Source organism: Bradyrhizobium sp. USDA 10063 (assembly GCF_054063735.1).
Window position 1 is genome coordinate 4,437,732 of record NZ_JBSSGP010000002.1, and the last position, 26,570, is coordinate 4,464,301.

The following is a 26,570-nucleotide window of genomic DNA, read 5'->3' on the forward strand; positions in this document are numbered from 1 at the left end:
TGTTGATGGTGGGCACGCTTCGCTTTGCCCACCCTACGCCTGTGTCGCCTACGCTCCCACCAGCGCCTTTGCGGGCGTGGTCGCTTGCACCACGAGGCCGCGGGCGCGGGCGTCCATGACGCCGACGGCGCGCAAGGCGAGCAGCGTCACCGTTTGCACGGCGTCGCGCAGCTTGGCGGGATCGTCGAGATTGTCGGGCGCGAGCGGGCCGACCAGCGACTCATGCAGCGCGCCGAGCAGCGCCGTGGCGGCGAGCGCGGTGTCTTGCGCCGGCAAGTGGCCGGCGCGCACCGCGGCATCGATTCGGGTGGCGATCTCGCCGGCAATCTCGCGCCGGCTGGCAAGCCGCGAGGCGGTGACGTCGACATCGACAGGCTCGGCCAGGATGCCCCAGGCGAGCTTGCGCTGCGACAGCACATGGACGGCAACCGTAGTGACCGCGGCGGCCAGCGCCGAGGACGGCCCCGGTGCGGCATCGGCCGCCCGGCGGATCGCAGCGAGCTCATCGCGCGAGACCTCGGCGATCAATTCGGAGATCAGGTCGGCCTTGGACGGGAAATAGCGGTAGACGGTGCCGGCCGCGACATGGGCGCGGACCGCGACCGGCGCGATCTGCACCGCCGCCATGCCGCCGTCCGCCGCCGCCTCCCGCGCCGCTGCCAGAATGGCGCTGCGCCGGGCGGCCAGCCGTTTCACCACTTGATGGGTTCGCCGATAGACCATGGCGCAGTTCCCGTCCCCAGGCCCTCGTCGGCTTGCCATCGGCCGAACGAGACTTCACTGTTTTGGGCGATCGAGCGCGGATCGCTGCAAAAGCTGAACACCTATTCAGGGCGTCTGGCAAGACGGATTTGCGACGGCTGGAATGCGCAAAAGGAAGGGGTCCCGGTTCAGCCGTGGCTGCCGGGACTGTGGTTACTCCCAGCTTAACGCACCGCCGTTCTGGTATTCGATCACGCGGGTCTCGAAGAAATTCTTCTCCTTCTTCAAGTCCATCGCCTCAGACATCCAGGGAAAGGGATTGTCGGTCTCATCGAAGACCGACGCGAGCCCGAGCTGGGCGCAACGACGGTTCGCGATGAAGTGCATGTAGGTCTCGCAAAGCGCCGCGTTCAATCCCAGGAATCCGCGCGGCATGGTGTCCCGCCCATAGGCTGCTTCGAGCTCGGCCGCCCTTCGCACCATCTCGCGAATCTCCTCCTGGAACGACTTCGTCCAAAGATGCGGATCCTCGATTCGGATCTGGTTAATGACGTCGATGCCGAAGTTCAGGTGGATGGATTCATCGCGCAGGATGTACTGATACTGCTCGGCGATCCCGACCATCTTGTTGCGGCGGCCGAGCGAGAGGATCTGCGCAAAACCAGTGTAGAACCACATGCCTTCGAAGATGACGTAGAAGGCGACGAGGTCGCGCAGGAACGCCTGGTCGGCTTCCGGCGTCCCGGTCCTGAAATCGGGATCGTCGAGATGCTGCGTATGCTTCAGCGCCCAGGCCGCCTTGTCTGATATCGAGGGCACCTCACGGTACATGTTGAACAGCTCTCCCTCATCAAGGCCCAAGCTCTCGACGATGTACTGGAAGGTGTGGGTGTGCACGGCCTCCTCGAATGCCTGACGCAGCAGATATTGCCGGCATTCCGGATTGGTCAGATGGCGGTAGATCGCGAGCACGATGTTGTTGGCGACCAGGCTTTCGGAAGCCGCGAAGAAGCCGAGATTGCGCTTGATCGCACGCCGCTCGTCCTCGGTCAGACCATCGCGCGATTTCCACAGCGCGATGTCGGCCTGCATCGACACCTCCGTCGGCATCCAATGATTGTTGCAGGCGGCGAGATATTTCTCCCAGGCCCATTTGTATTTCAGCGGCAGCAATTGATTGACGTCGGCGCGGCAGTTGATCATCCGCTTGTCGTCGACCGAGACACGGCCGCCGTGGCGATCGATCGCACCTAAGCCGGTCTGGTTGCTGGCTGTGGCGGGGTTCATGACGGGAATGGCCACGTGACGCGCGGGCTTTGTGGGCTCTGACCAGTCGAGCATGGCGTTACTCCTTATTCCGCTGCTCACTGGCAGGCTTCGCATTCGGGGTTGTCGATCGAGCACGCGATCGCGCCGGACAAATCCGGTGCGCTGGACATCGCGGGGGCTACGCTGACGGCGTTGAGCTTGCCGTCGGTGCCCTTCAGCGTCGACTTCTCGACATGGGTGGCGCTGCGCGAGCGCAGGTAATAGGTCGTCTTCAGGCCGCGCTGCCAGGCCAGGCGATACAGCGCATCGAGCTTCTTGCCGGAGGGGTTGGCGATATAGAGGTTGAGCGACTGCGACTGGTCGATCCATTTCTGCCGCCGCGCCGCCGCTTCGATCAGCCAGGCGCTGTCGATCTCGAACGCGGTCGCATAGAGCGCCTTTAGATCATCGGGGATACGGTCGATCGCACCTAGGCTGCCATCGAAATATTTGAGGTCGCTGACCATCACCTCGTCCCACAACCCGCGCGCCTTGAGGTCGCGCACCAGGAAGGCGTTCACGACGGTGAAGTCGCCGGACATGTTGGATTTGACATAGAGGTTCTGATAGGCGGGCTCGATCGACTGCGCCACGCCGCAGATGTTGGAGATGGTTGCCGTCGGCGCGATCGCCATCACGTTGGAATTGCGCATGCCGACCGTCTTGACGCGCTCGCGCAAGCCGTCCCAATCCAGCGTGCGCGAGCGGTCCATCGCGACTTCACCGCGTGCTTCTGCGAGCAGCTCGATCGAATCGATCGGCAGGATGCCCTGGCTCCACAGCGATCCCTCGAACGACGGGTAGCGCCCGCGCTCGGCGGCGAGATCGACGGAGGCCGAGATCGCGTGATAGGCGATCGCCTCCATGCCGGTGTCGGCGAAGGCAACGGCCGCATCCGAAGCGAGCGGGATCCGCAGCACATGCAGCGCATCCTGGAATCCCATCAGGCCGAGGCCGACCGGCCGATGCCGCAGGTTGGAGCGCCGCGCCTCGGGGATGGTGTAGAAGTTGATGTCGACGACATTGTCGAGCATCCGCATCGCGGTCGCGATCGTCCGACTCAGCCTGACAGAGTCGAGCCCGCGCTCACCGACATGGTTGAGCAGGTTGATCGAGCCGAGATTGCAGACAGCGGTTTCCTCATCCGAAGTGTTGAGCGTGATCTCGGTGCAGAGATTGGAGGAATGGATCACGCCGGCATGGCGCTGCGGTGAGCGCAAATTGCAGGGGTCCTTGAAGGTGATCCAGGGATGGCCGGTCTCGAACAGCATGGTCAGCATCTTGCGCCAGAGATCGACCGCGCGGATCTTCTTGGATACGCGGATCTCGCCGCGCGCGGCCTTCTCTTCATAGGACGCGTAACGCTCGGCAAAGGCCTTGCCGTAGAGATCGTGCAGATCGGGCGTCTCGTCCGGCGAGAACAGCGTCCATTCGCCGTCGGCCTCGACGCGCTGCATGAAGAGATCGGGCACCCAGTTCGCGGTGTTCATGTCATGGGTGCGGCGGCGATCGTCGCCGGTGTTCTTGCGCAGGTCCAAAAACTCCTCGATGTCGATGTGCCAGGTCTCGAGATAGGCGCAGACCGCGCCCTTGCGTTTTCCGCCCTGGTTGACCGCAATCGCGGTGTCGTTGGCCACTTTGAGGAACGGCACCACGCCCTGGCTCTCGCCATTGGTGCCCTTGATATGCGCGCCTAACCCCCGCACCCGCGTCCAGTCATTGCCGAGGCCGCCGGAATATTTGGCAAGCAGTGCATTGTCCTTGATCGACTTGAAGATGCCGTCGAGATCGTCAGGAACGGTGGTGAGGAAGCACGACGACAATTGCGGGCGCAGCGTGCCGGAATTGAACAGCGTCGGCGTCGACGCCATGAAGTCGAAGGAGGACAGGAGATTGTAGAACTCGATCGCGCGCGCCTCGCGGTCGATCTCGCGGAGTGCCAGCCCCATGGCGACACGCATGAAGAAGGCTTGCGGCAATTCGATCCGGTTGCCGCGGGCATGCAGGAAATAGCGATCATAGAGCGTCTGCAGCCCCAAGAACTGGAACGTCAGATCGCGCTCCGGCTTCAGCGCCGCGGCGAGCTTGTTGAGGTCGAAGCGGCCGAGCTCGGGATCGAGCAATTCGGCGCGGATGCCCACCTTGACATAGGCCGGGAAGTATTCGCCATAGCGGATCGCCATGTCCGCCTGCGACGCAGTGGTTGGTGCGCCCTGCACGACGGACAGCACTTCGGTGCGGAGCTTGTCGAGCAGCAGGCGCGCGCTGACATAGGCGTAGTTCGGCTCCTGCTCGACCAGCGTGCGCGCCGCCATCACGCTGGCGAGCGCCAGTTCATCCTGGCTGATGCCGTCATAGAGATTGCGCTGGATTTCAGCGACCACCGGCGCGGCCTCGACACCGTCGAGTCCGGCGCAGGCCTCGCCGACAATCATCGCCAGCCGCGCATGATCGAGCGGCACCTTGCTGCCGTCCGCGAGCGTCACATGGATGACGGGGCCGGCCGCGGCCTTTGCCGATTTCGCCGCCTGCTGCTCGGCGCGCTGCCGCGCGCGTTCCTCGCGATAGAGCACATAGGCGCGCGCGACCTTGTGATGGCCGCTGCGCATCAGCGCCAGTTCGACCTGGTCCTGGATGTCTTCGATATGAAAGGTGCGGCCTTCGCTCATCCGGCGCGACAGCGCGCCGACCACCTCGGCCGTCAACGCCTCGACCGCTTCGTGAACGCGCCGCGACGCAGCCGCCGTATGACCTTCGACCGCAAGGAAGGCCTTGGTCATTGCCACCGAGATCTTGCCGGCATCGAATTGCGACACCATGCCGTTGCGACGGATCACCTGCATCGGAAGTTGTGCTTCCGGCGCCGCGATCGATTCGGGCCGCAGGTTAATGAGAGGCGCGACTGTTGCTTCGCGATCGAGAGAGAGTGACATCTTGCGAACCCCGTGATGTTGCTGGGGCCGGATGCCAGGAGCGACGCTGCGTGATGATGCCGGCGGCGGACCGGCATGAGCCTGCAAGCGACCGCCGGGACACCCCGCCCGTGGACGTTATTTTGCTGTCACGGCAGGTCTCCTGGCTCGCAGGTCGGCGTTACTCCCCGTCTTCCCAATGCGATGCCGCATCAGTGACGTCTAAGCCGGAAGCAACTCACTGCTTACAGTTGCGGGGGCAGCGCCGGATTCTCGCGAGCGATACGCGATCACCGGATTCCCTCTTAGCCACCATTCCTTGCGTCATGATGGACCGTGACAGCTACATCTGGTGCGATTTGGACAATGGTGTCAATGGCGCGTATCGGCGAAGCGCAAAAATTTCGGCTCCCCCCGCTGGCGCTGTGAACAACGGGCTCCACGCGCACGTGATGTCAGCCGAGTTGACGTTCGCGCGATCTTGCCGGTAAGTGAACGCGTCGTGGTTCTTCGGAGAGATCTTTCCGGAGCTAAGAGGGAAGCCGGTGTGAAGCCGGAGCTGCCCCCGCAACTGTAAGCGGCGAGCCGCGGTCCACAACTGCCACTGAAGCCTGCAAGGCTTCGGGAAGGCCGGACCGCAGTGACGACCCGCGAGCCAGGAGACCTGCCTCGACAACGTACACGTCCTCGGGCGGGGTGTCCCGGTGGTGCGGTTGCGATTCCGTGCGCCCATCGCTCAGGGAATCCAGACGTGTCACTACGGCCTTTGCCCCCAACTCATGGGGTTAAGCCAATGTCTCCCACTTCACTTGCTGTTGCGTCCCTCGGCACGCCGCGGATCGGTCCGCGCCGTGAACTGAAATTCGCGCTGGAACGCTTCTGGTCCGGCGCGATAGACGAAAAGACGCTGATCGAAACCGGCGTCGGGCTGCGCGCAGCCAACTGGGCGCGGCAGAAGAAGCTCGGCATCACCGTGATCCCGTCGAACGATTTTTCGTTCTACGATCAGGTGCTCGACACCTGCGCAATGGTCGGCGCGATCCCAAAAAGTTACGGCTGGACCGGCGGTGCTGTGCCGCTTGCGACCTATTTCGCGATGGCGCGCGGCGTAGAGGGCGACGCTGGCGACTGCGGACATGCCCATCACGCACACGGCGTGGCCGCACTCGAGATGACGAAATGGTTCGACACCAACTATCACTACATGGTGCCGGAGCTTCGCAAGAACCAGTATTTTGCGCTCGCCTCGCGCAAGCCGATCGAAGAGTATGAGGAGGCGAAGGCGCTGGGTTATCAGACGCGTCCCGTGCTGGTCGGCCCGGTCACGTTCCTGAAACTGGCCAAGTCCAAGGATCCGCATTTCGACACGCTGTCGCTGCTCGACAGGCTCTTGCCGGTCTACATCGAAATATTGCGCGAACTCGCCGCCCGCGGTGCGGAATGGGTGCAGATCGACGAGCCCTGTCTCGTGCTTGATCTGGACGCCGCCGCTCAGCAGGCCCTACGTCGCGCCTATTCCGAAATCGCCAAAGCGGTGCCGAGCATCAGGATCATGCTGGCAACCTATTTTGGTGGGCTCGACGGCAATCGTGCGGTCGCGTTTGATCTTCCGGTCGCCGGCCTGCATCTCGATCTCGTGCGTGCGCCGGAGCAGCTCGGCGATCTCATGGACATTCCGAAAGAGCGCGTGCTGTCGCTCGGCGTGATCGACGGCCGTAACATATGGCGTGCGGATCTGACTCGAATCTTCGAGCGGCTCGAACCTGTCGTCGCGAAACTCGGCAAGGAGCGCATCCAGCTCGCGCCGTCCTGCTCGCTGCTTCATGTGCCGATCGATCTCGCGCTGGAAAGCAAGCTCGATCCCGAAGTGAAGACCTGGCTTTCATTCTCGGTGCAGAAGCTCGAAGAGCTTGCCGCGCTGGGAGCGGCGCTTGGAAGCGGCCGGGCGCATGCGTCAGAAGCGATACGCGCATCCGACGCCGCCGCTGCCGCGCGCAAGATCTCGCCCCGGATTCACAATGCGGCTGTCGCGCAGCGTCTCGCCGCCGTCGATGACGGCATGCGCCATCGCGCCAGCCCATTTGCCGAGCGCGCCGAGGTGCAGCACGAGCGGTTCAACCTGCCGCGCTTCCCGACCACGACCATCGGCTCCTTTCCGCAGACGACCGACGTCAGGAACACACGCGCCGCACATGCCAAGGGCGCGCTCAGTGATACCGCGTACAAGACCTATCTGCAGGATCAGACGGCGCGCGCAGTGCGCTGGCAGGAGGACATCGGGCTTGACGTCCTGGTCCATGGCGAGTTCGAGCGCAACGACATGGTGCAGTATTTTGGCGAGCAGCTTTCCGGCTTCGCCTTCACCGAGCTCGGTTGGGTGCAGTCCTATGGCTCGCGCTGCGTCCGGCCGCCGATCCTCTACGGCGACGTCTCGCGCCCGCACCCCATGACCGTCGAATGGTGGCAATTCGCGCAGTCGCTGACAGCGAAGCCGGTGAAGGCGATGCTGACGGGCCCCGTGACCATCCTGAACTGGTCGTTTGTTCGCGACGACCTGCCGCGCAGCGAAGTGTGCCGGCAGATCGCGCTCGCGATCCGCGATGAGGTGCTTGATCTCGAGGCGGCCGGCGCCGGCATGATCCAGATCGATGAGGCCGCGCTGCGCGAAGGCCTGCCGCTGCGCAGGTCGGAATGGAATAGCTATCTAGACTGGGCGGTCGACAGTTTTCGCATCTGCTCCTCCGGCGTGCAGGACGAGACCCAGATCCACACCCATATGTGCTACTCCGAATTCAACGACATCATCGACGCCATCGCAGCGATGGACGCGGACGTCATCTCGATCGAGACCTCGCGCTCGAAAATGGAATTGCTCGACGCCTTCCGGAACTATCGCTACCCGAACGAAATCGGCCCCGGCGTTTACGATATCCATTCGCCGCGCGTGCCTGATGTCGGCGAGATCACCGACCTTCTCAAGCTCGCAAGGCAACGGCTCTCCGATGCCCAACTCTGGATCAATCCCGACTGCGGCTTGAAGACCCGCAAGTGGGAGGAGGTGCGCCCGGCACTTGCCAACATGGTCGCCGCCGCGCGCGAATTGCGATCGCTTGCCTAGACGGTGAGGCCCCGTCTCGTATCCTGTGGCGATTTGAGGAGGAGAACGCCATGCGCTTCTGGATTCAATGCACGAGGTTCGAGACGGGGCAGCCCGTTCACATCAATATCGCGCTCGTCGGCAGCATGTGGCGCGACGGCGAGCGCACCGTGCTTTCTTTCGTCGGCGGTGATGGCGAGAAGATCGAGGTCGTCGAGACGCCGGAGCACATACTGGCCGTGCATCTCGGCGCGCCCGCGACGGCATGACGATCTGCAGTCGGCTGCCACGTCATTGCGAGCGCTAGCGAAACAATCCATTTCGCTGCTTGCGGAGAATGGATTGCTTCGTCGCTTGCGCTCCTCGCAATGACGGTGTCGTCCTGGCGAAGGCCAGGACCCATAACCACCGATGCCTGTTGTGGAGCAATCACAAAGTAAAGTAGAAGCCCGGCGCTAGGCCGGGCTTCTGCACGTCTTGCTCTCTGATTGCGCTTACGCCTGAGGCTGCGGCTCCAGGCCGGGGTCCGGATCTGGGCGCGGGCGCGACTTGCCGGCAGGCGGCACGGCGGAAGCACGCGGCGTGGTTGGCTCGAGCACGGACTCACGGTTCGGCTTCTTGCCCTTCAAGAGATCGATGATCTCGTCGCCGGTCAGCGTCTCGAACTCGAGCAGTCCCTTGGCCAGCGCTTCGAGATCGGCGCGCTTCTCGGTGAGGATGCGGGTCGCTTCGTGATAGCCTTCCTCGACCAGGCGCTTGATCTCGGAGTCGATCTTCTGGACCGTTGCCTCCGAGGCGTTCTGGGTGCGCGACACCGACATGCCCAGGAATACCTCGTCCTGGTTCTCGCCATAGGAGACAGTGCCAAGCTCTTCCGACAGGCCCCAACGCGTAACCATCATGCGCGCCAGACGTGTCGCCTGCTCGATGTCGGACGCCGCGCCCGAGGTGACCTTCTCGCGGCCGAACACCAGTTCTTCCGCGACGCGGCCGCCCATCATGATGGCGAGACGCGAGGTCATCTGCTCCAGCGACATCGACAGCTTGTCGCGCTCCGGCAACTGCATCACCATGCCGAGCGCACGACCGCGCGGGATGATGGTCGCCTTGTGGATCGGGTCGGTGGCGACGACGTTGAGGCCGACGATCGCGTGGCCGCCTTCATGGTAGGCGGTCAGGAGCTTCTCTTCCTCGGTCATGACAAGCGACTTGCGCTCGGCACCCATCATCACCTTGTCCTTGGCCTCTTCGAACTCGGCCTGCGTCACCATCCGCTTGTTGCGGCGGGCGGCGGTCAGCGCGGCCTCGTTGACGAGGTTCATCAGGTCGGCGCCCGAAAAGCCTGGGGTGCCGCGCGCAATGGTCTTCAGGTTGATATCGGGCGCCAGCGGCACCTTGCGGACGTGAACCTTGAGGATCTGCTCGCGGCCGACGACATCAGGATTCGGCACCACGACCTGACGGTCGAAGCGGCCGGGCCGCAGCAACGCGGGATCGAGCACGTCGGGCCGGTTGGTCGCAGCGATCAGGATCACGCCCTCATTGGCCTCGAAGCCGTCCATCTCGACCAGCAACTGGTTGAGGGTCTGCTCGCGCTCGTCATTGCCGCCGCCAAGGCCGGCGCCACGGTGACGGCCGACCGCATCGATTTCGTCGATGAAGATGATGCAAGGCGCATTCTTCTTCGCCTGCTCGAACATGTCGCGCACGCGCGATGCACCGACGCCGACGAACATCTCGACGAAGTCAGAACCGGAAATGGTGAAGAACGGCACGTTGGCTTCGCCCGCGACCGCGCGCGCGATCAGCGTCTTACCGGTACCGGGAGGGCCGACCAGCAACACGCCGCGCGGAATGCGGCCGCCCAGGCGCTGGAATTTGCCGGGGTCACGCAGGAATTCGACGATCTCCTGCAGGTCCTGCTTGGCCTCGTCGACGCCGGCGACGTCCTCGAACGTCACCCGGCCGTGCGCCTCGGTCAGCATCTTGGCGCGCGACTTGCCAAAGCCCATCGCCTTGCCGGCGCCGCCCTGCATCTGCCGCGACAGGAAGATCCACACGCCGATCAGCGCGATGAAGGGCAGCCAGGAGACCAGCAGCGAGACGAACCACGGCACGTTATCGCCCGGCGGCTTCGCGGTGATCTGGACCTTGCCGTCATAGAGGCGCTTCACCAGCGTCGGATCGTTCGGCGCGTAGGTCTGGAAGCTCGAGCCGTTGGTGAAGGTGCCATGGATCTCCGGCCCCTGGATCACGACGTCGCGGACATGGCCCTGGTCGACTTCGCTCAAGAGCTGCGAGAACGAGATATCCTGCGAGGACGCGCGCTGACCGGGATTCTGGAAGAGCGTAAACAACGCCAACAGCAGCAAGACGATAATGACCCAGAGGGCGAAATTCCGCAGATTGGCGTTCATTGATCTTCCTTCGTGGTCGCGCGGATCGCGGCCTCAAACTATCCTCGGGCGGCCTCAGGCAGGCACTTCAGGACATCCCTGGGAATCCCCCCTCAGCGGCTGCATACAATTTAGGTGCCACTGGAGTATATGCCAAGGGAACTGCACAGGACTATTTAGCGCATCCTAGCCCGATTCCCGGTCAAATAATGGCGCAAAAAGTCCGGGTCTTTGCGGGTGGTTAAGCGGAAATGATGGGAATTTTCCCGTTCACCCGAATATCAGCGGGCCCGGCTCCGGCGGGGCGGCGCCGGCTCGACCCGAATTCGCCCATTGGCGAGCCCAATGACCGCACCGGCGAGTGTTTGCTTCAGCTTGCCCGTCCCCTGCATCACCGCCTGATCGAGTGCGGCGAGCAGGGCCTCGATCTTTCCCAGTTCGGCCGGCCCCTCATGGCCGACGCGGTCGATCGCGCGCTTGAGCAGGCGCAGCCGGATCTCCTCTGGAAGGGCCACAAAGGCCTCGGCATCGAATCCGGGGCGTGCCCCACTGCCGTCGCGCAGCGCGAGGTAGCGCTCGGCACCGTCTGCCAGCACCTCCACCGCGGCATTGGCCCGGGCGAGCCGCGCCGCCAGCCGCGCGAGGTTCCGGGCATCGCCACCCTCTGCAGCCAGCGCCGGCATCAGTGCGCGCAGCCGCGGACGCGTGAATGCGGCATCACGATTGGTCGGATCAACAGCATAACCGATCCTGGCTTTCTCCAGGGTTGCGACCAGCCGCGCCTTGGGAATAGCGAGCATCGGCCGCGCCAGTCTCACGCCTTCGCGCTCGCTCTCGCGCGCCATCGCGGCGAGGCCGGCGATGCCGCTGCCGCGCAACAGCCGCATCAGAAGCGTTTCGGCCTGGTCGTCGCGGGTGTGCGCCGTGAGGATATGCGTCGCCCCGCTCGCGCGGGCCGCTTGGGCCAGCAGGCGATAGCGCGCCTCGCGCGCCGCCTCCGGCAGGCCGGTGTTCGGCTTGATCCCGGTCCAGCGCAATGTGCGATGAGGCAGATCGAGCGTGCCTGCAAGGCGCTTGACCTCACGCGCCTCGCGCGCGGCCTCCGGGCGCAGGCCATGGTCGACGGTGACTGCGATCAGCCGCGGCCCCTGCTTGAGTGCCCGGCGCCAGCGGGCGGCGAGCCACATCAACGCCACCGAGTCCGGCCCCCCGGACACGGCCAGAACGATCGCCGGCGCGCGCTTCCAGTCGTCTAACAGACGCTTGGCTTCGGTCGCAGAAATCGCGCTGCGGTCGTCGGACATGGCGGTGCCATCGCTCGCGGAGCCGTACGGCTCCATCAGCACCGCTTTAGCACTTGATCCGCTTCTGCTCACGGTCGACGGCAGCTTTGACGCCCGTGGAAGCCCGCGGATATTTCCGCGTCACTTCGCCGAGCGCGGCGCAGGCGGCTTCCTTCTCCTTCAGCGCCGCCAGTGACTGGCCAAGCCGCAGCAGCGCGTCCGGCGCCTTGGCCGACTTGTCGAATTTCGTGGTCACGCCAAGGAAGGCTTCGGCGGCGTCACGATACTGCTGACGCTGGAAATAGCTCTCGCCGAGCCAATATTGCGCATCCGGGATCAGCGGATCACTCGGATATTTCTGGGAGAAGTTGCGCATGGTTTCCTCGGCGAGCGCATAGTCCCTGCGCTGCATGTAGCCGATGCCGAGGTCGAACTCGTCCTTCGACGTCGCCGACGGCGGCAAGGTGGTCAGAGCGGCGGTGGTGCCGCCCGCTGCCGGTGCGCCGGCATTGCGCGGGCTGGTGTTGCCGAGGTCGAGCGGTTCGCCCGCATTACGTCCGCCGGGCGCGCCGACCGCGGCATCGGGCGACATCGGCATCTGGCCACCGCCTAGCGCGCGCGGCGCGCCCGGGGCGTTCGGGTTCTGGGTGGGATCGAAAGCGTCGCCGCGGCGGCGCCCTCCCGCCGCTGGCGCGGCCGGCTCCTGCACGATTGGAGCGGGAGCTGCGATCTGGGTCTGGTCGTAGCCCCCCTGCGATTGCCGGTAGCCCGGCTGCGGTTGCCCATACCCCTGCTGAGGCTGTCCATAGGCCGGCTGGCCGCCTTGCGGCGGGTAGGACGGTGCAGACTGCGCAGCCGGTGGCTGGGCGGCCTGAGGCTGGCCGCCGGGGCCGGGCGCGGCGCCAAGCTGACGCAGCCGCTCCTCCAACTGGCGGTTACGATATTGCAGTTCCTCATTCTGACCCGTGAGCTGTCGAAGCTGGTTCTCCAGGTGCTGGACCCGCATTTCGAGGTCGGCATCATCGGATTGCGCGAAGGCCGGTGCGGAAACGGCCAGCCCCGCGGCAATCGCCGCGGCGCTCGTAACTCTAAGAAATCTGGACGACATCTTGCCCTGACGACGAAAATCGACGCGGAACCACATTGAGGTACGGAGTACGCCGGAATTGTGACTGAAGTAAATGGCCGCGCAAACAAAACCGGCGCCTCACGGCGCCGGGGCAAATCGGGAATTTTCGACAGCTTACGAGCTCGCGTTCAGCACCGTGACGGCACGGCGGTTCTGCGACCAGCAGGAGATGTCGTTACAAACCGCCACCGGACGTTCCTTGCCGTAAGAGATGGTGCGCATCCGGCTCGGATCGATGCCGCGCGAGGCGAGATAGGCGCGAACCGCCTGGGCACGACGCGCACCGAGCGCGATGTTGTACTCGCGGGTGCCGCGCTCGTCAGCATGGCCTTCGATGGTGAAGCTGTAACGATTATAGGTCTGCAGCCACTGCGCCTGCTTGTCCAGCGTCGCGATCGCCTGCGGGGTCAGGTCGGTCTGGTCACTCTCGAAGAAGACGCGGTCGCCGACGTTCACAACGAAATCCTGCTGGCTGCCCGGGCTCGCTGCGCTCGCCATCGCGCCGTCGGCGCCGATATTCTTGTTGGCGCAAGCACCCATCGACAGCGCCACCGCGAGCACCGCGGCGAGCTTCAATCCCTGGAGGATTCGCATCTGATATTTCATTCCGGAGCCTCCACGCTCACGTTTTCGAACTCTTATCCGGTCTACAGGGCGATGGTTAAACGAACGTTCCGTCAACCTTGATGAGACCTTGCCGGACCCGATCAAATGCGGACAAACGGCGAAAAGCGCCCCCTATGGTTAATGGGTTGTAAATGTGGCGCGAGGGTGAAGGCAAGCGCGGAAGGAACCGGAAGCACCGATTTCCCGGGTGCAATATCGCTGCCGAAAGCCGATCCAAGCGGAACTGGCTCGTGGTCCGGCCCGGAGCGTTTTCGAGCGAAGTGGATACCGGAATCTGGAATTTCGGTTCTCAGTTCAATCAGAACCGAAGCTCTTGTGGCTTTTGGGAGATCAATCAACCGTTGGGGACGATCGAGGCCCTCGAAAAGGGTGGAACGATACCGTCCGTCAAGGTCTTTCGCGCACCGCGCTCAAACAGCATATCCGCCGCTCGAACGCGCTTGAACGCAGGAAGGGGTAACGGGCCAGCACCCGCTCCCGCACCGTGGGCAGGTGCGCGGCCATCAATCCGACGGGCTTCAACAGGCCCGGATGGAGACGTGGCTCCGACCAAGCCTCATGCAGGAACACCCGACGGTAGAACGCCATGTGCTCGGGACGCACCATGGCCAATCCATAGTCGGCATTGAAGTGAACGCCAGCGGTCGATCCGAGCCGAACCGTCACGTAGGGTAGTTCCGGAACTGTCCGCGCCTTGTCCGGATCGGCAACAAAGCGCGTCGAGTCGATGAAGACCAGCCCTTGATCAAGCTTGGGATGAAGCACGTCACCAAACACGTCCACGGAGGGCGAGATCCGGCATTCCGGCGTGACGACGTTGATGCGAATTGAGCTGTACAGTTCGCCGTGAAAGTACACGCCGAACGTCCAAACGTTCGGAGCGTCATCGTACTGATCCACCACGCGCTCGTCGGCCGACGGTTCGATCGCGCGTTCGCGCAGATAAGCGCGATAGCGGAGCCGGTAGATCTCTTCCTTTTCGGCTGGGGTCTGAGCTAGGCGATAATCGACTTGATCCAGCGGGTCTGAAAGCCGTCCGCTTGTCGGCCTGATGGCCTCCACCGCAGGCATTATGTTCAATCCTTGCACCTTCGAGCAACTTCTGCGCGTGTCAAAAAGATTAACAGCTTCTTAATTTATTGCAAAGAGATCGCGGCAACAGGGTTAATAGCTGCGCGGCTCGCTTGCGAGCCATGCGTCGATGGCGCCGCGGAGCCGTGAAACTACGGGTAGAGAGATCGCGTCAGGCGATCGACCGCGAGGATGCCAGCATCAGCAAGTCTTCCGGACGGCGACCATGAGAGGCGTTGAGGAGTTGCCGTATACGCACCGCAGGCACCGGGCGGCTGAACAGATAGCCTTGCGCCTCGGTCACCGCGCCGTCAGCGCTGACGAGATCAAGCTGCTCGTTGGTCTCGATGCCTTCGACCACGACGGACATGCCGAGGTCAGCCGAAAGCCGCGCCACGCCGCGTAACAGCGTCAGCGGACGGTCGGTGTCGATGCCTTCGAGGAACGAGCGGTCGATCTTGACCTTCTGCAACGGGAAGTTGTGCAGATAGCTCAGACTCGAATAGCCGGTGCCGAAATCGTCGAGCGAGATTCGCACGCCCAGCGAATGCAGTTGCGACAGCACGTCGTGCGTCACTTGGGTGTTGCGCAGCAGTGAGGACTCGGTGATCTCGATCTCGAGGCGCCGCGCCGGCAGGCCCGAGACCTCCAGCGCATAGCGGACCTCGCTCAGCACGTCGCGCTGGTGGAACTGCTGCGGCGACAGATTGACCGCGACGCTGACGGATTCAGGCCACGTCATGCATTCCATGCAGGCCTTGCGCAGGATCCAGCGGCCAAGATCGACGATCAACCCCATGTCCTCCGCCACCGGAATGATCTCGATCGGAGACACCGTGCCGCGCACCGGATGATTCCAGCGCAAGAGCGCCTCGCAGGTCGTGATCTTGCCGGTCTTGAGATTGACCAGTGGCTGGTAATAGAGCTCGAACTCCTCGTTCGCCAGCGCCTTGCGCAGGTCGAGCTCGAGGATGCGGCGCGCCTCGACGATTTGCGCCATCTCGTCGCGGAAGAAGCAGAAGGTGCCGCGGCCGTCCGCCTTGGCGCGATAGAGCGCCATGTCGGCGTTCTTCAGCAGCGTATCGGCGCTGATGCCCGGCGAGGTCATCGCAATGCCGACGCTGGCACCGATCTCGACGAGGTGATTGGCGATCTTGTAGCGCTCGCTCAGGCGATCGACGATGCGCCGCGCCAGGCTGGCCGCATCCTCATGCGACTTGATGTTCTGCTGGAACACCACGAACTCGTCGCCGCCGAAGCGGGCGACGAAATCCTCCGGCCGCAGCATTTCCCGGAGCCGGCCGGACACCGCGCAGAGAAGCTGGTCGCCGCAGGGATGGCCGAGCGTGTCGTTGACCTGCTTGAACTGGTCGAGGTCGATGAACAGCAAGGCCGACAGTTGCGCGCCTTGCGGCTTCGCCAGCAGACGACCGATCTCGTCGCGAAAATTGAGTCGGTTGGGCAGTTGCGTGAGTTCGTCGTACCGCGCCAGATGCGTGATGCGTTCTTCCGCATTGCGCCGCTCGGTGACGTCTTCCAGCAATACGACCGCGCCGTCGGCCATCGGCTGGAAGGTCCACGACAGCGCGCGGTTGCGCGTCGGGTCGGGATCGTTCGTGATCATATCCCGCGTCTGGGTGTGCTCGATCTCGGCGAGGATCATCTTGCCGCTCGCTTCGGTGATCGAGCCCGCGCTGACGCACGCGGCGATGATGTCGGGTGCACGGAGACCACGCTGGACGAGATCTTCCGGCAGGCCCATCATCTCGCTGAAGCGATGGTTCATCACCGCCAGTCGGCCATCTTCGAGGAACAGGCACAGGCCGTGCGGCATGTTGTTCAGCGCCGTATCGAACTGGCCGGCCAGCGCCGCCTCGCGCTCCTTCGCAATCCAGGCGTTGACGTAGATCCGCTGCAGGCTGGATGTCAGGTGGCGGATGGAAACGAAGAAGACGAAGCTCAGGAGGGCGAGCGCGATGTAGTAGGCGCCGCCGACATAGAACAACGCGAAGATCAGGGGTCCGATGGACAACAGCAGGTGCAGGTGGAAGATCCGCGGGCGGCCGAATGTCCGCCCAACCCCGGCCGACGTATAGGCCACCACCGTGGTCACGCAGAGCATGTGGGCGGCCGCATCGCTGGTTCGCAGGAGAACGGTTACCCCCCAGATGCCGAGCGCGACCCCATAGGCGACGGCGCCGAACCGGTAGCGCTTTTCCCAGCTCACGGACTCCGCGACGGTGAGCCGCGAATTGCGCTGCTGGTACCGGTACATCTGATGGGCGCGCCCAAGCCCCACCACGACGAACAGCGGCACGCACAGCCACATCAAGAGATCGCCGGTGACGGCGGCAATCACCGAGCCGGCGATGGCCGGGCCAAAGGCGCCGAAGATCATCGGCGCGGGATTCATGAACAGGGAATCGACCAGCGCAGCCGAAATCGTTGGCGACATCTGCCGGTCGGGCTCTCCCGTCTGATTGGCAAACTGCATGATCTGGGCGCGCGTCCTCTGGTCGGGTCGCAGTTTTACCCAGCGCTGATGAAGCCTTTCTGAGGGAATATCGTTACCAAGACCTTGTTTCGAGTTTTATGCAGCAGGAATTCTCTTTTAATTTCAATTAACTAGGAAAAATTTGCCGGTTAACGGGAATGGTTACCCGCGAACCCCCTAACAGTTTACGATAATAATGGCGACCACGCCGGATCGGACGCGAAGCCCGGGGTCGGCACGCGCAGTTCGTTGCGGCCGGAAACGTCGATGGTAAAGAGCGATGGTCCCTGGCCGAGATCGCGGAAGAACATCACGACCCGCCCGTTCGGCGCAAAGGTCGGCCCCTCGTTGTGGTAGCCCGACGTCAGGATCCGCTCGCCGGAGCCGTCGGTCTTCATGATGCCGATCGCGAACTGGCCGCCGCCCTGCTTGGTGAACGCAATGTAGTCGCCGCGCGGCGACCACACCGGCGTCGAGTAGCTGCCATCGCCGAACGAGATGCGCTGCGCCGGCCCGCCGGTCGCCGCCATCACATAGATCTGCGGTTTGCCGCCGCGATCAGACTCGAAGCAGAGGCGCGCTCCGTCAGGCGCATAGGACGGCGAAGTGTCGATCGCCGGCGTGTCGGTGAGCCGCGTCATCGATTTCGAACGCAGGTCCATCACGAACAGGTTGGAGTTGCCGCCCTGCTGCAGGCTCATGATGATGCGCTGGCCGTCCGGCGAGAACCGCGGCGAGAACGACATGCCCGGGAAGTTGCCGACGATCTCGCGCTGGCCGGTCTCGATGTTGAGCAGATAGACCCGCGGGTCGCCCTGGCCGAACTCCATATAGGTGATCTCCTGGGTCGACGGCGAAAAGCGCGGGGTGAGCACCAGGTCCGAGCCGCGGGTCAGGTAGCGCACATTGGCGCCGTCCTGATCCATCAGCGCGAGCCGCTTGACGCGGCGCTCCTTCGATCCGGTCTCGTCGACGAAGACGATGCGGGTGTCGAAATAACCCTTCTCGCCGGTCAGCCGCTCATAGATCTGGTCAGAGATGATATGCGCGATGCGCCGCCAATATTCGGCCGAGGTATCGTATTGCTGGCCGGCGAGCTGCTGGCCGGTATTGACGTCCCAGAGGCGGAATTCCGCCTTCACGCGCCCGTTGTTCTGCCGGGTCATGCGTCCCGTGACCAGCGCCTGCGCGTTGACCGATTTCCAGTTCTGGAAATTCGGCGCGGCGTCGATATTGATGTTCTTCTCCAGATAGGCGGCCTGGTCGATCGGCGCGAACAGGCCCGAGCGTTTGAGATTGTTGGTGATGACCTGGGTGACGCCGGCGCCGACTTCGGTATCTCCAGGAGTGCCGGGCGTGAAATTCGGGATCGCGATCGGCAGCGGCGCGAACTCGCCATCGGGAATCTGCACGCGCTTCGGCCCCTGCGCAAATGCGCCGCGCGGTGCGGCGGCAAGGGTACCGAGTGCGGCCATGCCCGAAATGATCTGGCGGCGGCTCGGGCGGAAAAACGTCTCAAACGATTTGTTCTGATTGGTCATCGTTGGCGAACTTTGCTTCATGGGACCTTAGGCGCACACTGCGCTCAGGTCTTTCGTTCGGTGAACACGGGCGAAAAATATTTCCATTCGTCGAAGTAGGCCGCCGGCAGATTGTACGGCTGGCATTCGATAATCGCGCGCAGCGCGCTCTCCTGATAGACGCGCAAATAAGGCGTTGCCGGCGTGCCTTCCGGCACCGGCATGCCCTCGAGCGTGCCGTCGCGCTTCAGGCGGATCACGAAGGCCGCCTCGGTCTGCTGCGCTTCGATGCCGCCATAGGGCTTCTTCCAGCAGCGCTCGACCTGGCTCTTGAACATCGCGCCCCAGGTCGCCGAATTGTCGGCGGCCTTGCCATGGGCAAGGCCGAGGGCTGCGTTCATGTTGAGCGTGTCGCCGGCCGCTGCCTGGCGCGTCGGATCGCGCTTGTCGAGGAGGGCTGCGATCTTCGACTGGTCGAACACGCGCTCCTTCAGCTTCTGCTCCGGCGGCGGCTTGGCAGCCTGCTGTTGCGGCTTCGGCGGCGGCTTCTTCTCTTCCTTCTTCAGCGCTTCCGCGATCGCATCCGGCTTGACGGGATCCGGCTTCTTCTCGATCGGCTTCGCCTCTTGCTTGGGTTCTTCTTTCTTCGGCTCTTCCTTGGGCTTGGTCTCGGTGACCTGCTTCGGCGGGTCGGGCTTCTTTTCGACCGGCTTCTCTTCCACCTTCGGGGTCGGCGGCGGCGCCGTGTCGGTGACCACCGGCGGCTTCTTTTCCTCGATCTTGCCGACGGTGTCGTCGACCGGCTTGGCCTCGGCGACCTTTTCGACGAGCGGCTTCGGATTTTCCTTCTTGCCGGTCCTCTGGCCGGCCATCACATGGGCAAGCTGGTCGGAAGATATGACGTCGACAGCGACAGTCTCCTCGTCCGGCAGGACGTAGGCCTTGGTCGAAAACGACACGAGGCCCCATCCCAGCACGAGCACGTGCAGGGCGATCGATGCCACCAGTGTCTTGTCGACCTTGACCTTCAACTTACCCTGCTCTGCCATATCACGGGTTTACGATCCCCCCTCCGGGATGATGACGATATTGGCCTTGAAGCCCGCGGTCCGAATCTGGCCGAGGAGCTTCATCATATCCGTGTAACAGACGTCCTTGTCCCCACGCAGATATACCACGGCATCATTATCCGATCGCGTCTCCCTGATAGCCTTGATTTTGGGCAAGAGGTCGGCAGCCGAAATCGGGGCGTCACCGAGGTACAGTTCCACGTTCGAATTGCAACTCCCGCCGGTGCGCTTGACCGAGAGTGTCAATGGCGGGGTGTTCTGGGCAATCGACTTGCCGCCGCTCGCGATCGGCAGGTCGATGTCGATATTCGACGTCATCAGCGGCGCTGCGACCATGAAGATGATCAACAGCACCAGCATCACGTCGACCATCGGCGTGACGTTGATTTCCGCCATCACAGCGGCGCGGCGCCGGCCACGGCGGCCACCGCCATCAGACGAACCCGCCATGCTCATCGCCATGATCTAAAACCCACCGCTTGCGTTCATCACTTCCCGCCTCATCAGGCCCGCTCGTCGATCTGGCGCGACAGGATCGCGGAAAACTCGTCGGCAAAGCCCTCCAGGCGCTGGGCCTGCCGGTTCACCTCGGAAATGAACTTATTGTAGAAAATAGTCGCCGGAATTGCGGCGATCAGGCCGATTGCGGTCGCAAACAGCGCCTCCGCGATTCCCGGTGCCACCACCGCCAGCGAGGTATTCTTTGACGCCGCGATCGACTGGAAGCTCGACATGATGCCCCAGACGGTGCCGAACAGGCCGACAAAGGGGCCGGCCGAGCCGACGGTCGCGAGCACCAGGAGCCGGCGTTCCAATCGCTCGACCTCGCGCGCGATCGAGACGTTCATGACCTTCTCGATCCGCATCTGAAGGCCGGCAAAGGAACGCGAATGGCTCTCGAAGGAGCGCTTCCATTCGCGCATCGCGGCCACGAAGCAGGCCGCCATCGACTGGGTCGGCTTGGCCGACAGCGTGCGATAGAGTTCCTCGATCGACTGCCCCGACCAGAACGCCTGCTCGAACCGGTCCATCGCGCGGCGGGTGCGCGAATACAGGAAGATCTTGTCGATCGCGATCGCCCAGACCCACACCGAGCAGGCGAGCAGCCCGAGCATGACCGCCTTCACGACCCAGTGGGCCTGCAGGAACAGCGCGATCAGCGAAACGTCGCTCGAGGCCATGGGCAGCGCTGCCTGCGCCACGTCGGCGGGATTCATCGGCAATATCCTTTCAACGCAAAGGTCTCCTGTCCTTCCCGGAGCAAATGGCCGCCGGTCCCGGATGTTCGTTTCGACGCGTTTTCCTCACGCGAACCGGTCTCCACCTCGCTTGAAACGCCCCTAGCAGCCCACGCCTGGCGCGGCGGTAAGCGCCAGCGCGAAAAGCTTTCATCTGTCGCATGGGAGGGCGGTCCAAGGCCGGGCCCTGCTTCCCCCGTCAACATGTCAAAACAAGGGCTTTTCGCGCGTCATTTCCACCCCTAACCAGACGCTAACCGTGGTTAATGCGAGGTTACCAAAGTCCGCTTTGGCGGCTGGAAATGCAGGAAATCCGGCCGGTTATGGGGATGGGCGGGGTTCCCTGCGGCCATCGGGCTGGCTGCGCTCCTTCCCCTGCAAGGGGGAAGGTCGGGATGGGGGTCAGCCCCGGGGCACCGGTGCGTGTGGAGAGAAGATCCCCACCCGGTTTGCGCGTGAGACGCGCAAACCGACCTCCCCTTTTCAAGGGGAGGTGAGATGCAGCCAGCTTCGGGCAGCAGGGAAGAGAACTTCCGATTCAATTGTCAAACAGCTCTCCGCTGTCATCGTCTCAATTGTCAAACAGCTCTGCTGTCATCGTCCGCGAAGGCGGACGATCCAGTATTCCAGAGACGTCTCGGCTTAAGTTGAGAGGCCGCCGGATACTGGATGCCCGCCTTCGCGGGCATGACGGTGGAGCGTGGGGAGAGGATGTGAGTCGGCATTCTCGCGGCATGGATTGCCCGAGCTTTGCGTCTCGTTTCACCCTCCTTGAGATCAGAGGGCGCAGGGAAAGCCGGGTGCCGGTTGCACCCGTGGGCCCCGTGCAACAAAAAGCACGGGGGTAGGACCACAGGTCAACCGGAGCAACACCGGCTTTCCCCTGCGCGATGGTTTACGGTTTCCTTCGCGCTCTCCCCGGTGACCGGGCTTTCTTGCCACCGTCGCCTCACGGATCATCTCCGCAAGACTTAGCGCCAGCGTCGGGGCGCCAGGACCACACGACTTCGCCGTCCGCACTGCGCGTGCTCGTCAGTCACACGCATCACGTCCACCGCATCTCACCGCAACGTTCGTGACGATCGCGAGCCGCCCCTCATCCGCCGTGAGACGCGCGGAGTTAAATCACTGATTTGCCCGACGACGGAAGCGGAATATTTTTCGCGGATGGGCTGGACGGGGCAAATCACTATGAAATTGCTGCAATAATTCGTTCCACCGCGCACGCGCTGTCAGCCCCTCATGGTGAGGAGGCGCGGAGCGCCGTCTCGAACCATGAGGCCCGCGGCCCATCCCTCGAGACGCCGCTTGCGCGGCTCCTCGGGATGAGGTCGATATGTGGCACCCTTCCTACCATCACGCCCCGGAGACTCTTCATGCGCACCCATTCCATCGCCGCCATTCCTGCCGACGGTATCGGCCCCGAGGTGATCTCATCGGGCATTCGTGTGCTGGAGGCGCTGGCGCAACGCTCCGGCGATGTCAGCTTCCAGTTCAAGACCTTCGACTGGGGCTCGGACTACTACAAGAAGCACGGCGTCATGATGCCGGCCGATGGCCTGAACGAACTGAAGAAGTTCGATGCGATCTATTTCGGCGCGGTCGGCGCGCCCGACGTGCCCGACCACATCACGCTGTGGGGGCTGCGGCTGCCGATCTGCCAGGGCTTTGACCAATACGCCAATGTGCGGCCGACCAAGATCCTGCCCGGCGTCGCATCGCCATTGCGCAATGTCGGCGTCGGCGATCTCGACTGGGTGATCGTGCGCGAGAATTCGGAAGGCGAATATGCCGGTGCCGGCGGACGCGCGCACAAGGGCCTGCCCGAGGAGGTCGGCACCGAAGTTGCGATCTTCACCCGTGTCGGCGTCACCCGCATCATGCGCTATGCCTTCCAGCTCGCGCAGTCGCGCCCGCGCAAGCTGCTGACCGTGGTGACAAAGTCGAACGCGCAGCGCCACGGCATGGTGATGTGGGACGAGATCGCCGCCGAAGTGGCGCAGCAATTCCCTGATGTCACCTGGGACAAGATGCTGGTCGACGCCATGACGGTGCGCATGACGCTGAACCCGAAAAGCCTCGACACCATCGTCGCGACCAATCTGCACGCGGACATCCTGTCCGATCTGGCAGGCGCGCTCGCCGGCAGCCTCGGCGTCGCTCCGACCGGCAATATCGATCCCGAGCGCCGCTTCCCCTCGATGTTCGAGCCGATCCACGGCTCGGCCTTCGACATCACCGGTAAAGGCATCGCCAACCCGGTCGCGACCTTCTGGACTGGCGCGCAGATGCTGGAGCATCTCGGCGAGAAGGACGCGGCCGCGCGACTGATGGCGGCGGTGGAGCGCGTCTGCGCCGCCGGCGTGCTGACACCCGACGTCGGCGGCAAAGCGACGACGAAAGAGGTGACCGACGCCGTGATCGACGCGATTCATGGGACGAATGTGTGAAGATCCCTCGCCCCGGTCTTGCGCAACTTCGGACGAATGACCGCCCAGCCGTCATTGCGAGCGAAGCGAAGCAATCCATCAAGCCGCATGCGCGGGAGCATGGATTGCTTCGTCGCTGTCGCTCCTCGCAATGACAGCGCTATTTCTGCCGCACCTGTCTCTACCGCGGCTTCGTCAGCCTGGCGACGATCGGCTTGAGCAGTTGCGGCGACAGGTAGATCGGGAATTGCGATAGCGCGAAGTAGAGCCAGGTCAGGCCCGGCAGCACGCCGTCGGTGGCGGCGACCATCAACCCCATGTTCCGCTGCGACACCATCAATGCCAGGGCCAGCGCCCTTTCCATGCCGAAGCGGCGAAACACCAGCATGGTGCCTGCGAGCAGCGCAAAGAACACCGCAAAGGCGAGCAGCGTCAGCCCGAGCGCCTGCAGCGGTTCGCGCCAGAAGCTCGGCGCAACGGGGCCCATGACCGCGCAAACGAACACCAACAGGATCAGGATGTTCAACCCGTCGATCGGCGCCTTGTGGCGCTCGATGGCGGCAAGCCCGAACAGCCAACGGATGATCGCAGCGACCGCGAGCGCACCGGCCAGGATCAGGAACAGTTTTGCGCCGAGCGCGACCGGCGACAATGTCAAGGCCGAGCCGAAGAAGAGATAGGCGAACAGCGGCGCGGTGAGCGGCACCAGCGCGGTGCCGGTCACGAGCGTGATCAGCACCAGCGTAGCGTCCAGCCCCATCAGCGCCGCGAGCGAGGGCGAAGCCATCATCGGCGAAGCCACCGCCTGCAGCATCAAGCCGAGGAACAGATCCGGCGACGCCGTGCGTAGACCTGTCGCAAGCCAGAACACGCCCGTCATCGCCGGGACCGCAAGCAGCGTCCATGCCGTCGCGGCCACGACGATCGCGGGGCGGCGCAGATAGAGCCGCAGCGCGGAGACGTCCACGCGCATGAAGGAGATGCAGAGGAGGAGGAAGACCGCTTCGGTGACGAAAGGTCTCAAGGCCTCTCCAAGCGGCGGGATCGCGATGCCGATGAACACCAGGGCAGCGACGGCGCGCGTGCCCTGGCGGCCGAGCCATGCGAGCGGCCGGACTAAAGCGGCGAAAGCATCAATCAATACAACAGGCATCGGCGTTCTCCTGAGCTTTGGTTCTGATTGCATCAGAACCAAAGCTCCAGATTCTTGTTTGACGCGTTTTCTTCACGCGAACCGGTGTCCACTTCGCTCGAAAACGCTTTAATGGAGCCGCAGCACGGAGAGACCTGTTGGGATAAGAACATGCGCCCGCCGGACTGCGGCGGCACTCGGTCATGTTTTTCAGATGAGACAAGACGACGTGCCGCTCCTTAAAGGGAGCGCCACCAGCGCGACGCGGTGAAGGTCAGGCAATCGTCCATGCGGCTTGATTGGCATTGCGCGACGCTGTTGGCAAGAGCCTCAGTGTCGTCCTGGAAAGCCAGGACCATAACCACCGAAATGCGTTGTGACACGAGCAAGCGGTTGCAGCCGAGCACACCACAAAGGCTTGTGGTTATGGGTCCCGGCTCAAGGCCGGGACGACACCGTTATTGCGGAGGCAATGTGCGGCAACATCAGCTTGCCTAGTCTAAAACCAAACCGCCCGTCTGCTTTCGCAAACGGGCGGCTCAGGGCCATCAGGTTTTATGGGGGCACATCGCCTGAAGGCTAGCTCGTGAAGTCTGGCCTCAGCTCTGCGACGGTTGCTGCGGCGGCTCGTTCGGCGGCGTCGGGCGCTGCCGATGCTGGGCCATGAAGGCGTCGAACTCTTCCTTGTCCTTGGCGTGGCGCAGCCGGCTCAGGAATTCCTTGAACTCCTTCTGCTCGTCTTCCAGGCGACGCAGCGTCTCTGCGCGATATTCGTCGAAGGCGCGGTTGCCGCTGGTGGGCGGACCAAAGCCCCAGCCGAAGCCGCGGCGCTCCATGCGGTCGCGCATGCGATCCATCTTGTACTGCATCCGCTCCATCTTGTTGTGCCAGCGATCGCTATCGTGGTGACTCCAGCAACTCATTCTTCTGCTCCCGAGTGTGAAAAAGAGGAGGGCGAGCCCGATCGGCCACCAGATGATGAAGCCGAGAATGGTCACGGCGATCCAGCCGGGGTGCCACGGGCTTTCGAACATGCGTGGGCGGTAGGGTTCTTCCACAGGGCCGCGCCATCGATTGACATCTGCGGTGTAGGCCATTTCCCTTCTCCATCACGGCATCACGCCGTTGTGAATGTAAATAACATTTACATACTTGGCCGATCCGCTCCGAAAGTCAAGCGGACCCCCGGGGGGTGCGACAAATTTATTTCGGCAATTTTATTTCGGCTTGCCCCAAGGACCGGCGGGCTTTTCGTCTGTCGGCTCGGGTTTGCGCTCGGTGGGGAAGCCGAGTCCGCGCAGATAGATCAGCACTTCGGCTTCGAGCAGTTCTTCCGGCGTCATCGGCAGTTTGCGACGCGCGGCATCGCCACGGCCGAACAGCGACGCGACACCGTGCGACATCGCCCAGATGTGCAGCGCCATCATCATCGCCGGCGGACGCGGCACGCCGGGCGGCGCCAGCGCCGCAAGCCGCTCCGCCGCCGCGCGAATGACCGCGAAGGCGCGCTCGCTTGCCGCCATCAGTGCAGGAGTTGTTTCGACCGGTACGCCGGATTCGAACATCGCGGAATAGAACGCAGGCTCCTCGCGCGCGAAGGCGAGATAGGCCTTGCCGACGCGCTCGAACGCCGTGATCGTATCCGGACGGCCGTCGTCCCACGCCTGCGTCAGGAGCTGTTCGAACTGCTCGAAGCCGCGCTGGGCGATGCTCGACAGCAGCTCGTCGCGGTCGCGGAAATGCCGATAGGGTGCCGCGGGGCTGACGCCGGCCATGCGCGCAGCATCGGCGAAGGTGAAGCCGGCCGGCCCCTTCTGCGAAATCAGGTCGAGCGCCGCCTGCAGCAACGCCTCTTTGAGATTGCCGTGATGATAGCCGCGCTCGCCGCGGCGCTGATCCTTGCGCCAGCTCATGTGAAAAGGTCTTACATGAGCCGGACGCAAAGGTCACTAGCGCCGGAGCGCGGCGTTCATCAAGATTAACGGCGCCGCTCGTGCCGATTGGCGCGGGTGCCGTCGCGATTCACGTTGTTCAACCGTGGGGAGAGAACCCTCACCCGGCGCGTGGCGCCGACCTCTCCCGCAAGCGGGAGAGGTGACTTCAAAGGCCGCTCCGCGGAATGGGAGGTGGGGGTTCTCCCTCTCCCGCTTGCGGGGGAGGGC

18 protein-coding genes, 1 pseudogene and 2 riboswitches are annotated in these 26,570 nt (G+C 63.6%); of the genes and pseudogenes, 3 read left to right on the plus strand and 16 right to left on the minus strand.

Going from position 1 to position 26,570, the window contains the following annotated elements:
- Positions 1-48: 48 nt before the first annotated feature.
- The 3 genes from ACVJGD_RS23050 to ACVJGD_RS23060 all read right to left on the minus strand — a co-directional run bounded on the left by ACVJGD_RS23050 (position 49) and on the right by ACVJGD_RS23060 (position 4,943).
- Positions 49-723: a TetR/AcrR family transcriptional regulator gene (locus tag ACVJGD_RS23050; RefSeq protein ID WP_130579699.1), complete on the minus strand. Its 675-nt coding sequence runs from the start codon at positions 721-723 to the stop codon at positions 49-51.
- A gap of 192 nt (positions 724-915) precedes the next feature.
- Entirely contained in the window at positions 916-2,043 is a 1,128-nt protein-coding gene (locus ACVJGD_RS23055; RefSeq protein ID WP_456636464.1) for a ribonucleotide-diphosphate reductase subunit beta, read from the minus strand.
- 23 nt (positions 2,044-2,066) lie between these two features.
- Positions 2,067-4,943 carry a ribonucleoside-diphosphate reductase subunit alpha gene (locus ACVJGD_RS23060; RefSeq protein WP_456636465.1) on the minus strand — a complete coding sequence of 959 codons (2,877 nt, stop codon included), beginning with the start codon at positions 4,941-4,943 and terminating at the stop codon, positions 2,067-2,069.
- A 115-nt stretch (positions 4,944-5,058) separates the two neighbouring features.
- Positions 5,059-5,276, minus strand: a riboswitch (cobalamin riboswitch).
- A 132-nt stretch (positions 5,277-5,408) separates the two neighbouring features.
- Positions 5,409-5,608: riboswitch (cobalamin riboswitch) on the plus strand.
- A gap of 107 nt (positions 5,609-5,715) precedes the next feature.
- Here ACVJGD_RS23060 and metE point away from each other — a divergent pair.
- Together metE and ACVJGD_RS23070 are read left to right on the plus strand one after the other, a co-directional pair.
- The gene (metE, locus tag ACVJGD_RS23065) at positions 5,716-8,040 is read left to right on the plus strand and encodes a 5-methyltetrahydropteroyltriglutamate--homocysteine S-methyltransferase (RefSeq protein WP_456636466.1); all 2,325 of its coding nucleotides are present in this window, start codon (positions 5,716-5,718) and stop codon (positions 8,038-8,040) included.
- A 50-nt stretch (positions 8,041-8,090) separates the two neighbouring features.
- Complete coding sequence (locus ACVJGD_RS23070; protein WP_456636467.1) at positions 8,091-8,288, plus strand: hypothetical protein; 198 nt, start codon at positions 8,091-8,093, stop codon at positions 8,286-8,288.
- 225 nt (positions 8,289-8,513) lie between these two features.
- Here the strand turns inward: ACVJGD_RS23070 and ftsH are convergent, their stop codons facing one another.
- The 10 genes and pseudogenes from ftsH to tolQ all read right to left on the minus strand — a co-directional run bounded on the left by ftsH (position 8,514) and on the right by tolQ (position 20,826).
- Positions 8,514-10,436 (minus strand): ATP-dependent zinc metalloprotease FtsH, encoded by a 1,923-nt coding sequence (gene ftsH / locus ACVJGD_RS23075; protein ID WP_456636468.1) that lies wholly within the window; start codon positions 10,434-10,436, stop codon positions 8,514-8,516.
- A gap of 260 nt (positions 10,437-10,696) precedes the next feature.
- On the minus strand, positions 10,697-11,719 hold the full coding sequence (tilS, locus tag ACVJGD_RS23080; RefSeq protein WP_456636469.1) for a tRNA lysidine(34) synthetase TilS: 1,023 nt from the start codon (positions 11,717-11,719) through the stop codon (positions 10,697-10,699).
- A gap of 46 nt (positions 11,720-11,765) precedes the next feature.
- Positions 11,766-12,806 carry a tol-pal system protein YbgF gene (gene ybgF, locus ACVJGD_RS23085; RefSeq protein ID WP_456636470.1) on the minus strand — a complete coding sequence of 347 codons (1,041 nt, stop codon included), beginning with the start codon at positions 12,804-12,806 and terminating at the stop codon, positions 11,766-11,768.
- Between the two features lie 135 nt (positions 12,807-12,941).
- Complete coding sequence (gene pal, locus ACVJGD_RS23090) at positions 12,942-13,433, minus strand: peptidoglycan-associated lipoprotein Pal (protein WP_456636471.1); 492 nt, start codon at positions 13,431-13,433, stop codon at positions 12,942-12,944.
- A 355-nt stretch (positions 13,434-13,788) separates the two neighbouring features.
- Positions 13,789-14,525 (minus strand): annotated as a pseudogene (locus ACVJGD_RS23095) (N-acyl amino acid synthase FeeM domain-containing protein).
- A 172-nt stretch (positions 14,526-14,697) separates the two neighbouring features.
- Positions 14,698-17,019, minus strand: a complete 2,322-nt coding sequence (locus tag ACVJGD_RS23100) for a putative bifunctional diguanylate cyclase/phosphodiesterase (RefSeq protein WP_456636472.1) — start codon at positions 17,017-17,019, stop codon at positions 14,698-14,700.
- A 185-nt stretch (positions 17,020-17,204) separates the two neighbouring features.
- A complete protein-coding gene (gene tolB, locus ACVJGD_RS23105; protein ID WP_456640341.1) occupies positions 17,205-18,494 on the minus strand; it encodes a Tol-Pal system beta propeller repeat protein TolB in 1,290 nt (429 codons plus the stop codon).
- A 110-nt stretch (positions 18,495-18,604) separates the two neighbouring features.
- Complete coding sequence (locus ACVJGD_RS23110) at positions 18,605-19,588, minus strand: cell envelope integrity protein TolA (protein WP_456636473.1); 984 nt, start codon at positions 19,586-19,588, stop codon at positions 18,605-18,607.
- Between the two features lie 9 nt (positions 19,589-19,597).
- On the minus strand, positions 19,598-20,071 hold the full coding sequence (locus ACVJGD_RS23115; protein WP_456636474.1) for a biopolymer transporter ExbD: 474 nt from the start codon (positions 20,069-20,071) through the stop codon (positions 19,598-19,600).
- Positions 20,072-20,112: 41 nt separating this feature from the next.
- The gene (tolQ, locus tag ACVJGD_RS23120) at positions 20,113-20,826 is read right to left on the minus strand and encodes a protein TolQ (RefSeq protein ID WP_454621368.1); all 714 of its coding nucleotides are present in this window, start codon (positions 20,824-20,826) and stop codon (positions 20,113-20,115) included.
- Between the two features lie 1,397 nt (positions 20,827-22,223).
- On the opposite strand from tolQ, the gene ACVJGD_RS23125 reads away from it, so the two are divergent.
- Entirely contained in the window at positions 22,224-23,297 is a 1,074-nt protein-coding gene (locus ACVJGD_RS23125) for a tartrate dehydrogenase (RefSeq protein ID WP_456636475.1), read from the plus strand.
- 160 nt (positions 23,298-23,457) lie between these two features.
- On the opposite strand, the gene ACVJGD_RS23130 is transcribed toward ACVJGD_RS23125, so the two are convergent.
- From ACVJGD_RS23130 to ACVJGD_RS23140, 3 genes are all read right to left on the minus strand, one after another.
- Positions 23,458-24,429 carry a Na+-dependent transporter gene (locus tag ACVJGD_RS23130; RefSeq protein ID WP_456636476.1) on the minus strand — a complete coding sequence of 324 codons (972 nt, stop codon included), beginning with the start codon at positions 24,427-24,429 and terminating at the stop codon, positions 23,458-23,460.
- A 578-nt stretch (positions 24,430-25,007) separates the two neighbouring features.
- The gene (locus ACVJGD_RS23135; protein WP_456636477.1) at positions 25,008-25,505 is read right to left on the minus strand and encodes a DUF2852 domain-containing protein; all 498 of its coding nucleotides are present in this window, start codon (positions 25,503-25,505) and stop codon (positions 25,008-25,010) included.
- A 120-nt stretch (positions 25,506-25,625) separates the two neighbouring features.
- The gene (locus ACVJGD_RS23140) at positions 25,626-26,321 is read right to left on the minus strand and encodes a TetR/AcrR family transcriptional regulator (protein WP_456636478.1); all 696 of its coding nucleotides are present in this window, start codon (positions 26,319-26,321) and stop codon (positions 25,626-25,628) included.
- Positions 26,322-26,570 lie beyond the last annotated feature (249 nt).

Bases quoted from the DNA above. Each gene is read 5' to 3' on its own strand.
- ACVJGD_RS23050 (WP_130579699.1), bottom strand. From the start codon at position 723: ATGGTCTATCGGCGAACCCATCAAGTGGTGAAACGGCTGGCCGCCCGG.
- ACVJGD_RS23055 (WP_456636464.1), bottom strand. From the start codon at position 2,043: ATGCTCGACTGGTCAGAGCCCACAAAGCCCGCGCGTCACGTGGCCATT.
- ACVJGD_RS23060 (WP_456636465.1), bottom strand. From the start codon at position 4,943: ATGTCACTCTCTCTCGATCGCGAAGCAACAGTCGCGCCTCTCATTAAC.
- metE (WP_456636466.1), top strand. From the start codon at position 5,716: ATGTCTCCCACTTCACTTGCTGTTGCGTCCCTCGGCACGCCGCGGATC.
- ACVJGD_RS23070 (WP_456636467.1), top strand. From the start codon at position 8,091: ATGCGCTTCTGGATTCAATGCACGAGGTTCGAGACGGGGCAGCCCGTT.
- ftsH (WP_456636468.1), bottom strand. From the start codon at position 10,436: ATGAACGCCAATCTGCGGAATTTCGCCCTCTGGGTCATTATCGTCTTG.
- tilS (WP_456636469.1), bottom strand. From the start codon at position 11,719: ATGTCCGACGACCGCAGCGCGATTTCTGCGACCGAAGCCAAGCGTCTG.
- ybgF (WP_456636470.1), bottom strand. From the start codon at position 12,806: ATGTCGTCCAGATTTCTTAGAGTTACGAGCGCCGCGGCGATTGCCGCG.
- pal (WP_456636471.1), bottom strand. From the start codon at position 13,433: ATGAAATATCAGATGCGAATCCTCCAGGGATTGAAGCTCGCCGCGGTG.
- ACVJGD_RS23100 (WP_456636472.1), bottom strand. From the start codon at position 17,019: ATGCAGTTTGCCAATCAGACGGGAGAGCCCGACCGGCAGATGTCGCCA.
- tolB (WP_456640341.1), bottom strand. From the start codon at position 18,494: ATGGCCGCACTCGGTACCCTTGCCGCCGCACCGCGCGGCGCATTTGCG.
- ACVJGD_RS23110 (WP_456636473.1), bottom strand. From the start codon at position 19,588: ATGGCAGAGCAGGGTAAGTTGAAGGTCAAGGTCGACAAGACACTGGTG.
- ACVJGD_RS23115 (WP_456636474.1), bottom strand. From the start codon at position 20,071: ATGGCGATGAGCATGGCGGGTTCGTCTGATGGCGGTGGCCGCCGTGGC.
- tolQ (WP_454621368.1), bottom strand. From the start codon at position 20,826: ATGAATCCCGCCGACGTGGCGCAGGCAGCGCTGCCCATGGCCTCGAGC.
- ACVJGD_RS23125 (WP_456636475.1), top strand. From the start codon at position 22,224: ATGCGCACCCATTCCATCGCCGCCATTCCTGCCGACGGTATCGGCCCC.
- ACVJGD_RS23130 (WP_456636476.1), bottom strand. From the start codon at position 24,429: ATGCCTGTTGTATTGATTGATGCTTTCGCCGCTTTAGTCCGGCCGCTC.
- ACVJGD_RS23135 (WP_456636477.1), bottom strand. From the start codon at position 25,505: ATGGCCTACACCGCAGATGTCAATCGATGGCGCGGCCCTGTGGAAGAA.
- ACVJGD_RS23140 (WP_456636478.1), bottom strand. From the start codon at position 26,321: ATGAGCTGGCGCAAGGATCAGCGCCGCGGCGAGCGCGGCTATCATCAC.